The following is a 15294-nucleotide window of genomic DNA, read 5'->3' as shown; positions in this document are numbered from 1 at the left end:
CTGGATTTTGTCGTAGAAAAGTGAAAATATACAAATGAGAATTTGTTACGGTATATTTTATTGTTTGTTATCAATATTGCAATCTTTTTGGCTGGTTTGATGTGAGATGTTGGGGAGCGTTGGTTGTCTTTAAGCAATTGCTAATTGGGGATAAATGTCGGGAAGGGTAGCATGAGTAGACTGATTACCTGTTTTAGCATGCTCTGAAAACAAAAAAGCCGCGTTAAGCGGCTTTATACTAAGTGGCAAAGTAAGCTGTAGCTGTTTTCTAGATTACTTAACAGCATCCTCTTTCAGCCATTGTGCGGCTCGCTTAGCAAAATAAGTTAGCACGCCGTTGGCTCCGGCGCGTTTGAAGCAAAGCAGCGACTCCATCACTATGGCTTTCTCGGCTAACCAACCATTCTCAATGGCAGCCATGTGCATGGCATATTCACCACTGACCTGATAGGCGAAGGTTGGTACGGCCAATTCACGCTTAACTCGTGTGACTATGTCAAGGTAAGGCATACCAGGCTTGACCATGACCATATCGGCACCTTCCTGAATATCAAGTGCCACTTCGTGAAGAGCCTCATCACTATTAGCTGGATCCATCTGGTAGCTATGTTTATTGCCACCCTTGAGATTACCAGCAGAGCCGACAGCGTCACGGAAAGGGCCATAGTAGCTAGAGGAGTACTTAGCCGAATATGCCATGATCTGAGTGTTAACGTGGCCGGCTTCTTCTAATGCCTGACGGATAGCACCGATACGGCCATCCATCATGTCTGACGGTGCGATAATATCGGCACCCGCTTCGGCATGGGAGAGGGCTTGTTTGACTAAGATTTCAGTGGTGATGTCGTTAAGAATATAGCCGTCTTCGTCTATGATCCCGTCTTGGCCATGGGTAGTAAATGGATCCAGAGCCACATCAGTCATCACACCTAGCTCGGGGAAGGCTTCTTTTAGCGCGCGTACGGCACGTTGAACCAAGGCATCGGCATTGTAAGCTTCTTCCGCTAGTAGAGTCTTTTTCTCTGCTGGAGTGACCGGGAAGAGGGCGACTAATGGGATACCTAATTCGACGAGCTCTTCAGCTTCTTTAAGCAAGAGATCTATAGAGTAACGCTCGATACCGGGCATAGAGGCAATGGTCTCGGTGCGATTATTGCCTTCAAGCACAAACATTGGATAGATTAAATCATTTACCGAGAGGGTATTTTCGGCCATTAAGCGGCGGCTGAAATCGTGTTTACGCATGCGGCGCATTCTGCGCTGAGGAAAAGCACTGGTAATTATATTCACTTTCGACTCCTAACTAATTACTCAGATAATCTTCAGTGTGGAATAGCCACTAACTAATAGTTTTTCTGAGTGTTGCTGATAATTGTGACTTAAAGGGATTCGGTATACACCATGACTCGGTTTCTTCCTTCGTTTTTAGCGCGGTAGAGAGCCTTGTCTGCTTGATCGAGTAATTTAGTTGGATCTAGCTCCCTGTTGATGATTTCGGTACTAACACCGATACTTATCGTCAGTGGTATGGCGTGATTTTTCCAACTGATGGGCAGTTTACAAATCGTTTGTCTGATCTGCTCCGCAACTTGCACAGCACCCTCCTCACCAGTATTGGGCAGTATGATAGCAAACTCTTCTCCGCCAAAACGTGATACCAGATCTCCCGGACGTTTTAATTTTTCTTTTAGTGTTTGCGCGATTAATCTCAGGGTTTGATCCCCTGCAAGGTGGCCATAATTATCATTGATGGACTTGAAGCGATCGATATCTAACATCAATAGCGCCATAGGTGTTTGCTGCCGTCGGCTGAGACGTCCCTCTGCGAGTAAACGCTTATCAAATGCCGCTCGATTCTTGACTCCGGTCAGGCTATCTATGGTGGCTTGTTCGGTGAGCTTTTGATTGGCCTCGTTGAGTTCTCGTAGGGCTATTTCTAGCTCAAGAGTTCTTTCTTGCACCATTTTCTCTAGCTTTTCATTACTCTCAGCTTCAACTTTCAGGGCCTGCTCTCGCGTCTCACGGGCATGTTGAGCCTGAATCACAGCTTCTTGCTGAATCTTCAGTTTAGCCTTGCGCTCATCGTTGTATCTGATGGCCAGTACTGCAGCCATAAAGACAATCTCGAATAACAGTCCCAAAATTAAAGGAGTTAAATGTGAGATGGGCAGCTCGATTAACCCTAAATACATGGCACTGGTCATGAACGAACCAACTAACATGCCGCTCCAGGCTAAGGTGTACAGCTTAGCGAGTTTGTGGCCTTTAAGTGCTTGAATGACGGCCATGATCATCAAGAGAACCGTCACAATCAGTACAGTAATTATATTGATATATAAAGCCAGTGCGTAATTTAAAAAAGGTGTCACTAACGCCAGTATTACAGCTAATCCACCGCTATATCGGCAGAGTCTGAGCATGTGTAGATTATGGTATTTAAGCTGTAAAACTTTCTCGGTAAACAAAAGAGCAAAAAATATCGCCGTAGGAATGAGAAATGGGATCATGTACTTTTGCAGTAAAGGCCATTGTGGCCAGAGAAATCTAAATGCAAATCCGTGGAGGGTCGCGACTAACAGTGTGACTGATAATACGTAGCCTGAATAATAACTATAGCTAAATGAACGTGAACTGATGGCGATAAACAAACTAAACAATCCGATTGCGGTGAGAGCGCCTAACTGAAATCCGTTGATTAGTGAGCTGGACTCGATATCTTTCGCAAATGATTTTGGTGATGACAGACTCAAAGGCAATGACGCGCTGCCTTCGGTCTCTATCTTTAAATAAAAAGTATGTAAGGCATCAGGTTCAAGCTGAAAAGGGTAAATAAAGTGGTTGTTTATTACAGGCCTTTCTGTAAAGGGGAGGCTGTCACCCATTACTATCTTATCAATTAATTTACCTCTCACCCCGTGATAGAGATAAACGAGGTCGATATGAGGGTTGGCTAACGACAGGATACGGTCTATTGGTATTTCTTTAGAATTATAAATACTGAACTTAACCCAAAATGCTTCTACACCTATTCGGTTGTTATAGGCGGGAGTTAAGCGCTGCCACTGATTTGAGTCTAGGTTTTGAACTGAGTTTATATTGTCAGCATTTTTTGCGGGAGTGTAATAGAGCCAGTGTGCTAGTTCCAGGGCTCCCTCATCATCTCCAACGGCGAGTATGGTTTCAGCACGAAGCTGAGCACAGAAGATTAAAGTGAAGCTGATGAAAATAAAGCTAAGATGTTTCATGGGGTTCACTGAGCTCTACTTCGACAGCATGTCGCTTATTCAGACCAAAGAAGGCGACACTATTTTCATAGACGCGTTGGGCAAACTTTTCGTGACTTTGTCCTCTGAGATCTGCGATATATGCAGATATATAGGGCAGGTATTGAGGCTTATTCTTACTCGACTTAGGCTTAGGCCGCATGCTACGTGGCAGTAAGTATGGGCTATCAGTCTCGATAAGAATTCTGTTGTCAGGAATTTCGATCACCAATTCGGCTAGTTCCTGACCCCTGCGTTCATCGCACACCCAGCCAGTGATCCCCAGATGAAGATCTAAAGCCAGATAGGCTTGCATGCTTTGCCTGTTGCCGGTAAAGCAGTGCAATAACGCACCGGGTAGAGAAGAGCGATATTCTTTTAAAATAGCTAAGAAGTCTTCATGGGCATCGCGTTCATGCATAAGTACCGGCATTTTTAACTCCGCAGCTAGAGCGAGTTGTGCTTCGAAGGCCTTTCTTTGCATGGGTCTGGGAGAAAAGTCACGATTGTAGTCTAAGCCACATTCGCCGACGGCAACAACCTGAGGCTGTGCGGTGAGTCGTTTAAGCTGTTCACTACTTTTGGCCTGCCATTCGCTAGCATGGTGAGGGTGTACACCTGCGGTGCAGTAGAGCTGCTTTGGATATTGCTGGCAACATGTTATCGCTTGCTCGCTTTCATGGAGTTCGCTACCAATAACAATAAGCGGCGATACCCCTTGGGCCGCCGCATCTTGAATTACATCATCAATATTTTTTTCAAGGGCGCTGCCAATGAGATTGACAGCGATATCTATATATTTAGACATTACTTTAGGCGTTTCACCTTAATTGTGGAGTTTCTGTCTTTTACTCCCAAATAGAATGCTCCAAAAGCACCTTTTTCAATATATACAGTTTGACCTGATTCTAACTTGAAGCGTTTACTCTCAGTTTGTTTCCAAACTTGGCTATTCTTAAAAGTTATTCTTAGTGCCCCATACACATCTTTTTTAATCGTATCGACTTCTAAAAAGATTTTTTTAACTGCTTCACCTTCTTTTTTCTTAAGGTTTCCAAAATCATCTTCGATGTTAGCGGGAAGCGTGGTAGGTATCGCAGTTACAGATTGAGATGTTGCGGCCACACTCGTCGTCGCTACAACTGTTGTGGCTGGTGCAGTACTCGGTGATATGCTATTCGTGACTTTTGACGCACTCTTGACGCTTGCTGATATCTGGTCATAACAGATCAAGCGATCTAATTTATCCGCCTTGGCGCTACAGGACAGCAGGTCTTGTTCTAGGCCTGCTGTAGCTTGTGTCGATACGAGTATCGCTGCTGCGGTAATCCAACTTATGCGCATTAATATTTTCCCTTATGATATTTGAGCGCGCCATGTCTAACTAATCGGCTATTGCTTATTTAGTTTCCTGGCCAGGTTCATCCTGTTTTTCTTGCTCATCGTCTTCTTCATCGTCCTTTTTACTGTAGAAACGAGCTGCAATCAATCCCCCTTCAAATAATATCAGCATAGGAACTGCCAACATCGTTTGAGAAATGATGTCTGGTGGTGTCAGTAACATGCCTAGAACGAAGGCACCGACTACGATATAAGGACGTTTAGCTTTGAGCTCATCCGGCGTAGTAACACCCGCCCAACAGAGCAAAATCACCGCGATGGGGATCTCAAAGGCTAAGCCGAAGGCGAAGAAGAGTTTAAGTACGAAGCTTAGATAGCTGCTGATGTCTGTTGCCACCTGAACGCCTTCTGGGGCTACGTTGGCAAAAAATCCAAATACCACAGGAAAAACAACATAATAAGAGAAGGCTATTCCCAGGTAAAATAGGAGTGTACTACTGGCGAGTAGAGGCATCATCAAGCGCTTTTCATGCTTATACAGGCCTGGTGCGATAAATGACCAGATTTGATATAAGACATAGGGAATGGCGATGAAGAAAGATAAAACCAGAGTTAGCTTAAAGGGCGCGAAGAAGGGCGCTGCAACATCGGTTGCAATCATGCTACTGGATTCAGGCAGAGCCTGCATCAGAGGCGTTGCCATATAGTGATAAATATCATTTGACCAATAGGCCAGACAGGCAAAAACCACAAGTACACTGCCGACTGCGTGAAGCAAGCGGGTGCGTAGTTCGAGTAGATGACTGATAAGGGGCTGCTGTTGCGACATGGACTACCCGTTAGGTTTTTCAGTGTTTGAGCTAGTTGAGCTAGTCTCAGTTTTGCTTGTCTTCGAAGGTGTAGGATCTGCGGCTGCATTGGTGCTAGCCGAAGGCGTTTCTTCTACCTTATAGGGACGATTAACTGATTGAGCTGCATCTTTTAATTGATCGATAGAATCCTGTAACTCGGGAGAAAGATTTTTTAAACCCTGGTTTTCAGCCTTTTTTAGATCTGAATGCAGTTGCTCAATTTTAAGCTCCTGCTCGAGTTCATCTTTCACTGAATTCGCCATTTTTTTCATGGCGCGGATCCAACCTGTAATTGAGCGGACTGCTACCGGAAGTCTTTCAGGGCCGAGTACTACCAGCCCTAAAATACCGATCAACAATAGCTCCATAAAGCCGATACCGTCGAACATAAGGAGTTACGCCTGTTCTTTATCCTTTGACTCCGGCTTCTTTTCAGTAGCCGCTGCAGAAGTTTTAGCTACATCTGAGCTATTTTCTTCTAATGATTTCTTCTCGTCTTCGCTAGACATGGCGCTCTTGAAGCCTTTAACTGCGCCGCCTAAATCACCACCTAGAGAACGTAACTTCTTAGTTCCAAATAATAAGATTACGATCACTGCTATGATCAGAAGTTGCCAAATACCCATGTTACCCATGACGTTTACCTCGTAGAATGTGTATAGTTCTATTATGAACTTATCGTTAATTAGTGCTAGCTAAAATTTGCGATTCTTTGGCCTGGATCGCCATCCGAGCAGCCAGAGTATGGTGCCTGAGGTGATGCAGGTATAAGAGGCCCATAGTGTAGCGCCTTGATTAAACAAAAGAGTGCCACAGATCACTAAAACTGCGGAAGTGAGCAAAAGATAGTTACTTTTATGGGATCTTTGCTGCTGTGTTAAGTAGCGAGCAAGCATCTGGTTCTGAGATTTGACAAAGTTTTTGCCCATTTTCAGATTGTCGTACACCAGCTCTGGAAGTTCTGGTAGTTTATCGATCCAATAGGGCATCTCTTGTTTGATCTTCTTTGCCATTCCTTTGGGGCCGACTTGTTCAGACATCCAATCTTCCAGGAAAGGCTTAGCGGTTTGCCAGAGATCCAGCTGAGGATAGAGTTGACGTCCCAAACCTTCGATATAAAGCAGTGTTTTTTCCAGCAACACAAGCTGAGGCTGAACCACCATGTCGAAGCGTCTCGCCGTGCGAAATAGTTCTAGCAGCACATGGCCAAAAGATATCTCATCTAATGGCTTGTTAAACATGGGCTCGCAAACAACTTTCACGGCTTGTTCGAACGCGCCAATATCGGTATCTGGTGAGACCCAGCCAGACTCAATATAGAGTTGAGCAATTCTGCGATAATCTCGATTAAAGAAGGCTAAGAAGTTCTCTGCTAGGTAGCGTTTATCTTCATCTGTCAGTGTGCCCATGATGCCGCAATCCAATCCTATGTAGTAAGGATCGTCCGGGTGCTCTCGGCTGACAAATATGTTGCCAGGATGCATATCGGCGTGAAAGAAGTTATCCCGAAACACCTGAGTGAAAAATAGTTCAACACCGCGTTCGGCTAACTTTTTAAGATTGGTGCCTTGGGCTTTCAATGCCGCCATATCTGAAACAGGAATGCCGTCAATCCGCTCCATCACGATTAGACGTGTGAAGCAGAGTTCTTCATACATATAGGGAATGTATAGGGAGCCCGAGTCGAGGAAGTTGTTTCTAAGCCTGATGGCATTGAGGGCTTCTAACTTGAGATTCAGCTCCCCTTCTATAGTCGTGCGGTAATCTTCGATTACTTCGGCCGGACGCAACCGGTTACCATGACCCAATAATGTCTCGAGAAAACTGGCGGTTTGAGACATCAGCTGAATGTCTGCATGAACCTGGTCCTCTACATCGGGACGCAACACCTTGAGCACCACAGCTTTGCCGTTGGACTTTAACGTTGCCGTGTGAACCTGTGAAATAGAAGCCGATGCCAATGGAGTGTCATCAAAATCTTCGAAGTAAGTATCTATGGTTGCGCCGAGTTCTGCTTCGATCATCTCTCTGGCGATGGCCGAGTCGAAGGGAGGTACCCTGTCTTGCAGCATGGCCAATTCTTCGGCCCACTCGTCACTAAGCAGATCGCGTCTGGTAGAAAGCATCTGGCCAAACTTAATATATACAGGTCCCAGCTCTTGCATGGCAAGCTTTAAACGTTCGCCACCTACCTTGTTCTTGTGCTGGTTTCTAATCCAAAATAGACAGTTACGCAGTAGTTTGAAATACCAGGGAGTCATTTTAGAAGGAATTAACTCATCGAGCCCATAGTGAAGGGTTATCTTGATTACTTGATAAGCTCGTCTGATACTTTTTAGCGTCATGTCTTAGCGTTCGCCTTATTTAGGAAAGTGGCTCTGTAGCTGTTTGATTCGTTTCTCTATGGCGTCGATATCTGCCACTAGCTCATCGATTCTATCACCTAAATGAATAAACTCGATTTTATGAGGGGCTAACTTATATTCTTCGGTGGTTAATTGACCCACATGGGAGCGACTCTTGCGGAAGACGTTAACTAGGTCTGATTTGGCTTGTTTAGCGCCTCTACCTAGAAAGTGAGTCGGAGCATCGCCAATATAGCGAGAAATGGGTTCGGCAAAATTGAATTCTACTTGTTGCAGGTAATGGCTAAATACCTGTAGCAAGTTGAGATCGCCTTCGATACTCAGCTTGTCTTGTTTGATAAGCTCGGTAAGGTTAGCCCCTTCGGTTAATTGATATAGGGTCGTTACATCGGCATTGACCTTAGTGGTGACTTCACCTTCATATTTTCCTAATACCTGAATTTCGCGAGCAAAAACCAGATAGATTGGCCAACTGAGCTGACTCAATTGAATGCAAAGGACCTTACCATGTAGAGAACGCAATTTCGCATACTCTTCCGGAGACTGAGCGAGGATTTGCTTGAAAGCAGTCTCAAGCCCGGCACTGAGCAACAATGCAATTTCACGTTTCATAATTAATCCAATGACTTAATTTAGACTCTAGCATTAGAACTATAAAATAAGAGTCATGCACAGACTCTTATTTTTACCTAGGCGTTAAACTGAACCGTTTAACCAAGATTAAAACTTATAGCCCTTGTGCAAGGCCACAATGCCATCTGTCATGTTGGTGTAATCTACTTGCTCGAAGCCTGCTTCGACCATCATACCTTTTAAAGTCTCTTGATCTGGGTGCATGCGAATAGACTCGGCCAGATACTCATAACTGTCGGCATCTTGAGTTATGAGAGCGCCCATTTTTGGCATTATTTTGAAGCTGTAAAGATCATAAATCTTACGCATCACATCATGCTTTGGTTTTGAAAATTCCAGAACTAATAGCTTTCCACCTGGCTTAAGTACACGAAGCATAGAGCGGATGGCTGCATCTTTGTCGGTCACGTTACGTAAGCCAAATGCAATGGTGATGATGTCGAAGTGATTATCAGGAAAAGGCAGGGCTTCGGCATTGGCTTGAACATAGTTCACATTGCCAACTATACCCTTGTCTCTTAGCTTTTCACGACCGACTTTAAGCATGGAATCGTTAATATCGGCGAGGGTAACCTGGCCTCTGTCACCCACTAGGTGAGAGGATTTTGCTGTCAGATCGCCTGTGCCGCCCGCAAGATCTAATACTTTCATGCCTGGACGCGCACCAGCGCTTTCGATGGTAAAGCGCTTCCACATGCGGTGGATACCGAAGGACATGACATCATTCATGATGTCATATTTGGCCGCAACAGAATGGAATACGCCAGCGACCATATCAGCCTTCTGTTCTGCTTCAACTGTTTTATAACCGAAATGGGTACTGTTTTCTGTGCCCTGTGACATCTGGTTGTTCCTATCTCTGCAATTATTATAAGCGAGTGTAAGCCATTCATTCACGTCGAAGAATACTACATCAATCACATTGTGATCGATGTTAGTTATCTGGACTCGGAATTGTTGAAAATGCGCGTTGGCGCAGCCTTTCGCAAATTTGACTGCGCATTACATCATAATATTAGCCATTGGTGAATAGTATGAGAGAAATATAGACATCTTTGACTCATTTTCAGGATGCACAGGCGCTTACATATTAGCTTCACAAGAAGTTAGCCATTGGTGAATAGTATGAGAGAAATATAGACATCTTTGACTCATTTTCAGGATGCACAGGCGCTTACATATTAGCTTCACAAGAAGTTAGCCATTGGTGAATAGTATGAGAGAAATATAGACATCTTTGACTCATTTTCAGGATGCACAGGCGCTTACATATTAGCTTCACAAGAAGTTAGCCATTGGTGAATAGTATGAGAGAAATATAGACATCTTTGACTCATTTTCAGGATGCGCAGGCGCTTACATACTAGCTTCACAAGAAGTTAGCCATTGGTGAATAGTATGAGAGAAATATAGGCATCTTTGACTCATTTTCAGGATGCGCAGGCGCTTACATACTAGCTTCACAAGAAGTTAGCCATTGGTGAATAGTATGAGAGAAATAACCTAGAACCTAGGTTCTAAACCCTAGGGACTAAAATCTAGATTTAACCTATCTGCTGTGCCTGCATTCTGCCTTGAATATACGCATAAATCAGCTCACTGATACTCTGGCCTGTTTCGCGATAACCTGCCGCTATGCCAGCAACATGGCAGCTAGGTGCGGCTTCTGCTAAATGCAGATAAGTACAAGGTGTATTTCTGGCTATTGTGCTCACATAATGTAAGGCGTCCAGTAGTGGTATCCCCGCAGTTGTCGAGGCACTGCTGGGCATATTGATGATGGCATCGAGATCCAGTTCTAGGGCCACAGGTAATTGGCTGTCGTTTAGGCGCGTGACTATCTCATCTAATGCCGACTTCAAGGTGATTTCTCGACGTATCCAGATTGACTGTAAGGTGTGCCAGTGGCCGCCGAAGGTGCTGAGTTGCTCCAGAGTCTCTTCACTGTTCTTGAGTTCATGCATGCCGAGTACATGGTAGTAACCCAATGCGCCGCTGGCCGCAGCGTAGCTGAAACCATTGCCGCTATGGCGACCTTCACGCGGGCGAAAATCGGAATGGGGATCTAAGTTTACCGCCGCGACTTTCTTGTTAAGGCAATGCTTGACCGACATCAATAAGCCATAGGCATTGTTATGGCCGCCGCCGATAACGATAGGCTCGAGGCCCGCCGAAATTACCTGACTGGCTATGGTGATCACTCTGTCATCAAGCAGTTCAACATTGCTTCTCAGTGCATCGGCATCAGCCTCTTCTCCGAGCTGTAGGTCGTCTGTCTGTATCTGACCCAACACCATACACTCGTTGCCACTCAAGAAGCGGTTAGATTGTAGGTTTAGAAATTGCGCCATGGCCGATTCGAATGCATCGGTTGCGCCGCCGCGACCCAAATTGGCGCGTGGGCCTATGTCTTCACCTATGCCTAGGATAGCGAAACGTACACCACTGGCTTTAGCATTATCGAGTGTCTCGCTGAGGTGACTACTTCCATCGCTGCAGTGAACGGTTTGGGCAAGTTTAGTTTCGCCGTCACGAATTGAAACGAGTTTCCGGCACACTTGTCTGGTAAAAGGAATGAGATATTGCATATCAATTTAGTTCTTATTTTGATGCTAATAACCACATTGTGACTTAACTAGGCTTTTGATGGCAATGAAATCCTCGAGGGATTTATTGTTGGCCTGGTGGATTGGTTTTCTGACAAGTTTTTAGAAGTCATCTTACTTGGCTATATTTTAGTATTTCTAGTGTCTTTTCCGGCCAGATACATCACTTCTTGGTCGCTTCTCCACTGTCCTTTAGAACAGCGTTACTCTCCTCTTACACATTCGTATGATGAACGTAAGCTTTTGGGACCATTAGTAATTTATCTATAGCTGCAGCATCTGTCAGGCTTGATTTAGTTTGATATTCGCTGATGTGAGTTAACTATTTCATGGATAGTTCTGGTTTCCGGCTATCCAGTCAAATACTGCAACATTCATGCTAATAATCGACAAGCGGAGGTCGAGTAATGAGTCATAGGAAAGTCGCGATAGTGACCGGAGCTTTAGGTGGAATAGGCAGTATTACCTGTAGGGAATTAGTTAAGAACGATTACCTGGTTATTGCTGTATGTCGTGTTAGAACAGATGAGGAGATGGCGGAGTGGCGTGATAAGTATGATTTAACCACTCGAGATGTTAAGTCATTTTTTATGGATGTAACAGATAACCAAGCATGCGCTGTGGGTCTTAAGACTATTTTTCAAGAGTTCGGCCATGTGGATGTATTGATTAACAACGTTGGTATCACCCGCGACTCTCAATTCAAAAAAATGAATTTTGAACAATGGAATCAGGTCATTAACACAAACTTGAATAGCTTGTTCAATATGACTCAACCTATCTTTCAGGCCATGTGTGAGCAGGGCTTCGGACGTATCATCAATATCTCCTCAGTCAATGGTTTGAAGGGGCAATTTGGCCAAACAAACTACTCTGCGGCGAAAGCCGGCATGATAGGTTTTACCAAGGCCCTGGCCTATGAAGGTGCAGGCAAGGGCGTCACAGTGAACGTCGTAGCCCCAGGTTATACCCGAACACCTATGGTAGCGGCGATGAAACCTGAACTATTGGAAAATATCACCTCACAGATCCCGATTAAACGCCTTGCTGAACCTTCTGAGGTTGCAGCAGCCATCATTTATCTTGCTAGCACTGAAGCGAGTTACATTACCGGCGAAACCTTATCGATTAATGGCGGCCAGTATATGTCGTAACCAGCTTAACCGACGAAACCTTATTTATCAGTAATTAGTTAGTGGTCACAGCTTGCCCATCATCAGCGGCTTCATGATCATTTTCTGTACGTGGTTTTTGTTGGGATAAGCGGAACTTTAAATCTATTGGGGAGCATGCCAAATGTGTCCTCAAACGTTAAACCCTGAATAGGAGCAAACTTATGTATACCGATTTCTTTAAAACACTCATAGAGCAAAATGAAAAAGCACTTTCCCCAATGACTCAGTACAACAAAATGCTGGTTAAGAGCATTGAGGAGACGACTCGTTTGCAGCTTGCTGCAATGCAGGTTTATTCGGAAACTGGCGTAAAACAAATGAAGGGCGCGAGTTCGGTGACCGATGTTCAAAGCTGGTTTAACTTCAACGTTAAGCAAGTTGAAGCGATCACTGAATTAAGCTCGCAGATGATTGAAGATGGTGAAAAACTATCGAAAATTGGTCAAGAATTCAAAACTGAATTAGATGCTATGGCCAGTGAAACAGTTAAGAAGGCGACTGCAAAAGTTTAAAAATAAGGCGTCAGATGGATAACAGCACTCCTTACTTAGGCGTTGTCTCGTTATCCAATCTGAGGTCTGTAGATCACACCAATCCTATTACATATGCGTTCTTTCAGCGTGAGCAGATATTTAATGAGATTGGTATTAGCAGTTAGGAGAACAAATGTCGTCAGCTAACAATGTGTATGGTGATTTTTTTAAGAATCTATATGAATGTAATGCGGAGTTATTCAAGACGTTTAATGAAAGCGCCACAACTGATAACTCAATGCAACAAGCCATGATGCAGCAAAATAGCGAAGATCTGTGTTCCTGGTTCGAGGAAACGAGCAAGCAACCGGAACAACTGCTTCATACTCAGATGAAATGGTGGCAAGACCAGTTACAAATCTGGCAGAACTCCATGATAAGCCAGTCACCTCAAGATCATGATGCCGTTGTTGAGCCTGAAAAATACGATCTTAGGTTCGATGACCCTGCCTGGCAGAAAGATGTGCTATATGATGCGATCAAGCAATCTTATCTCTTATTCAGTAAAAACATGTTTAAGATGATCAATCAGACTAAGGGTCTCAATCCAGATGTGAAACAACGTCTCAATGTCTTTAGCAGGCAGACTATCAACGCCATGTCTCCCAGCAATTTTGTGCTGACGAACCCTGAACTGATGCGCTTAACCCAGGAAACAAAGGGAGATAATCTTATCAGGGGAATGGAGCAGTTTCAGGAAGATCTGCAAGCAAGCTCGGATCTGCTCAAAGTGCGAATGACCCAAAAAGATTCGTTTAAACTGGGTAGGGATTTGGCCTTAACCCCAGGCGAAGTCGTGTTTCGCAATCATCTGCTCGAGCTCATTCAATACCATCCCCAAACTGAACAGGTTAATACCAGGCCTATATTTATCGTGCCGCCGTTTGTGAATAAGTATTACATCTTAGATATGCGTAAAGAAAATTCCATGGTGAATTGGTTAGTCGAACAAGGGCATACGGTCTTTCTCATCTCCTGGCGTAACCCTGATGCTTCTCTTGCCGACAGTGGTTTCGATGACTATGTGCTCAATGGCATCATAGCTTCGCTAGAAGCCATAGAGTCATGCACGGGTGAGCAACATGTTAATGCTATTGGGTACTGTATTGGCGGAACGCTATTATCGACGGCTATGGCTTATATGGTGAGTAAGCGCGCTAAGCAGAGAATTAAAAGCGCGACCTTACTGACGACGATACTGGATTTTGCCAATCCTGGAGAGCTGGGGGTCTATATTAATCAAGCTATGGTGACGAGTTTGGAGTTACGCAATAAAAGCTTAGGCTATATGGATGGCCGACAGCTGGCGGTGACCTTTAATTTATTGCGGGAAAATAGCCTACATTGGAATTATTACATAGATAATTATCTGAAGGGCGTGAGTCCGGTGGATTTCGATTTCTTGTTCTGGAGTACCGACTCCTCTAACGTAACGGCTGAATGTCATAACTTTATATTACGTCAGCTCTATCTCGAGAATAAGTTAAAGGTACCTAAAAGTGTCCAGATTAAGGGTACAGGTATAGATTTGGCTAAGGTCAAAGTGCCGGTTTATTATCTCTCCACCAGTGAAGATCATATAGCCGAATGGAAGGGGACTTATGCGGGCAGCCAGCTATTGTCAGGTGAGGTGACTTTTGTTCTCGGTGAGTCAGGTCATATCGCCGGAGTGATAAACCCGCCATATAAGAAGAAATATGGTTATTGGGAGGGCGGCAAGCAAGAGGCTGATGCCGATGTATGGCTGGAAACGGCCAAATATCATAAAGGCTCCTGGTGGAGTCACTGGCAAGGGTGGTTGGAGAAACTGGATAAAGAGAAGGTGCCAGCGAGAAACATAGACCCCGAAATGTCTTTGGCATCGGCCCCGGGTACCTATGTATTACAGCAGTTACCCATTAAATAAATAATACCAATGGGTATAAAACAGCGCTAAAAAAGGATGATGAAACTTAGGTTTCATCATCCTTTTTGATTGTCTTGTCTCAAGCTATCTATTCAATATCTAAAGGTTCTGGCGAAAGAATGATACCTGTGTTGTCGGCGTAAACGTGATCCAGAGGTAGAAAAGTAACGCCGCCAAAGTTGACGGGAATTTCCAGCTCACCGATCGAGTTACCATCGGCACCAACAGGAATAGAGGCCAGAGCCTGAATGCCTAAGTCGAGATCTTCCAGAGCATCTACATCTCTCACTGAGCCGTAGATGATGATGCCTTCCCATTTGTTCTCGACTGCTATCCGAGCAATCGCAGAATCAAGCAGTGCGCGTCTTAAAGAGCCGCCACCATCTACAAGTAGAACCCTACCTTCACCATCTTGTTGAAGCGCTTCAGCGATAAGGCCGTTATCTTCGAAACATTTAATAGTGCTGATTGAGCCACCAAATGAGTTACAACCACCGTAGTTACTGAACATGGGCTCGACAACATCGACGACATCGATGTAAGTGTCACAAAGTTCTGAGGTGTTGTATTCCATAGTCATACTCCTGTAGATCGATATTGTGCTGAGTCGTGCACAATTT

Annotated in this window: 15 protein-coding genes; 3 read left to right on the top strand and 12 right to left on the bottom strand. The window is 44.5% G+C overall.

The genetic code is table 11. The features are described from left to right. Nucleotides 1-273: 273 nt before the first annotated feature. The 11 genes from hemB to sps_RS15010 form a co-directional block, all read right to left on the bottom strand. A complete protein-coding gene (gene hemB / locus sps_RS15060) occupies nt 274-1290 on the bottom strand; it encodes a porphobilinogen synthase (protein WP_077753282.1) in 1017 nt (338 codons plus the stop codon). Between the two features lie 89 nt (nt 1291-1379). Continuing rightward, nucleotides 1380-3245, bottom strand: coding sequence for a sensor domain-containing diguanylate cyclase (locus sps_RS15055; RefSeq protein ID WP_077753281.1), 1866 nt, complete (start codon nt 3243-3245; stop codon nt 1380-1382). Beyond that, nucleotides 3232-4071, bottom strand: a complete 840-nt coding sequence (locus sps_RS15050; RefSeq protein ID WP_077753280.1) for a TatD family hydrolase — start codon at nt 4069-4071, stop codon at nt 3232-3234. The genes sps_RS15055 and sps_RS15050 overlap by 14 nt, the downstream gene beginning before the upstream one ends. Continuing rightward, nucleotides 4071-4607, bottom strand: coding sequence for a hypothetical protein (locus sps_RS15045; RefSeq protein WP_077753279.1), 537 nt, complete (start codon nt 4605-4607; stop codon nt 4071-4073). The genes sps_RS15050 and sps_RS15045 overlap by 1 nt, the downstream gene beginning before the upstream one ends. Nucleotides 4608-4662: 55 nt before the next feature. After that, the gene (gene tatC, locus sps_RS15040) at nt 4663-5433 is read right to left on the bottom strand and encodes a twin-arginine translocase subunit TatC (protein ID WP_077753278.1); all 771 of its coding nucleotides are present in this window, start codon (nt 5431-5433) and stop codon (nt 4663-4665) included. Nucleotides 5434-5436: 3 nt separating this feature from the next. Beyond that, nucleotides 5437-5844: a Sec-independent protein translocase protein TatB gene (tatB, locus tag sps_RS15035; RefSeq protein ID WP_077753277.1), complete on the bottom strand. Its 408-nt coding sequence runs from the start codon at nt 5842-5844 to the stop codon at nt 5437-5439. 6 nt (nt 5845-5850) lie between these two features. Continuing rightward, nucleotides 5851-6090: a twin-arginine translocase TatA/TatE family subunit gene (gene tatA / locus sps_RS15030; RefSeq protein WP_077753276.1), complete on the bottom strand. Its 240-nt coding sequence runs from the start codon at nt 6088-6090 to the stop codon at nt 5851-5853. A gap of 60 nt (nt 6091-6150) precedes the next feature. After that, nucleotides 6151-7800, bottom strand: a complete 1650-nt coding sequence (ubiB, locus tag sps_RS15025; RefSeq protein ID WP_077753275.1) for a ubiquinone biosynthesis regulatory protein kinase UbiB — start codon at nt 7798-7800, stop codon at nt 6151-6153. A gap of 15 nt (nt 7801-7815) precedes the next feature. Next, entirely contained in the window at nt 7816-8433 is a 618-nt protein-coding gene (locus tag sps_RS15020; RefSeq protein WP_077753274.1) for a ubiquinone biosynthesis accessory factor UbiJ, read from the bottom strand. A gap of 108 nt (nt 8434-8541) precedes the next feature. Beyond that, complete coding sequence (ubiE, locus tag sps_RS15015; protein ID WP_077753273.1) at nt 8542-9297, bottom strand: bifunctional demethylmenaquinone methyltransferase/2-methoxy-6-polyprenyl-1,4-benzoquinol methylase UbiE; 756 nt, start codon at nt 9295-9297, stop codon at nt 8542-8544. 701 nt (nt 9298-9998) lie between these two features. Beyond that, nucleotides 9999-11042, bottom strand: a complete 1044-nt coding sequence (locus tag sps_RS15010; RefSeq protein WP_077753272.1) for a formimidoylglutamase — start codon at nt 11040-11042, stop codon at nt 9999-10001. Between the two features lie 425 nt (nt 11043-11467). On the opposite strand from sps_RS15010, the gene sps_RS15005 reads away from it, so the two are divergent. From sps_RS15005 to phaC, 3 genes are all read left to right on the top strand, one after another. Next, nucleotides 11468-12214 carry an SDR family oxidoreductase gene (locus tag sps_RS15005; protein WP_077753271.1) on the top strand — a complete coding sequence of 249 codons (747 nt, stop codon included), beginning with the start codon at nt 11468-11470 and terminating at the stop codon, nt 12212-12214. A 182-nt stretch (nt 12215-12396) separates the two neighbouring features. Continuing rightward, nucleotides 12397-12747 carry a phasin family protein gene (locus sps_RS15000; RefSeq protein WP_077753270.1) on the top strand — a complete coding sequence of 117 codons (351 nt, stop codon included), beginning with the start codon at nt 12397-12399 and terminating at the stop codon, nt 12745-12747. 154 nt (nt 12748-12901) lie between these two features. Beyond that, a complete protein-coding gene (gene phaC, locus sps_RS14995; protein ID WP_077753269.1) occupies nt 12902-14674 on the top strand; it encodes a class I poly(R)-hydroxyalkanoic acid synthase in 1773 nt (590 codons plus the stop codon). 88 nt (nt 14675-14762) lie between these two features. On the opposite strand, the gene rraA is transcribed toward phaC, so the two are convergent. Then, nucleotides 14763-15248: a ribonuclease E activity regulator RraA gene (rraA, locus tag sps_RS14990; protein ID WP_077753268.1), complete on the bottom strand. Its 486-nt coding sequence runs from the start codon at nt 15246-15248 to the stop codon at nt 14763-14765. Nucleotides 15249-15294: the final 46 nt, after the last annotated feature.

It is taken from the genome of Shewanella psychrophila (assembly GCF_002005305.1).
Lineage (GTDB): Bacteria > Pseudomonadota > Gammaproteobacteria > Enterobacterales > Shewanellaceae > Shewanella > Shewanella psychrophila.
This window is presented reverse-complemented; position numbering and strand designations above follow the sequence as displayed.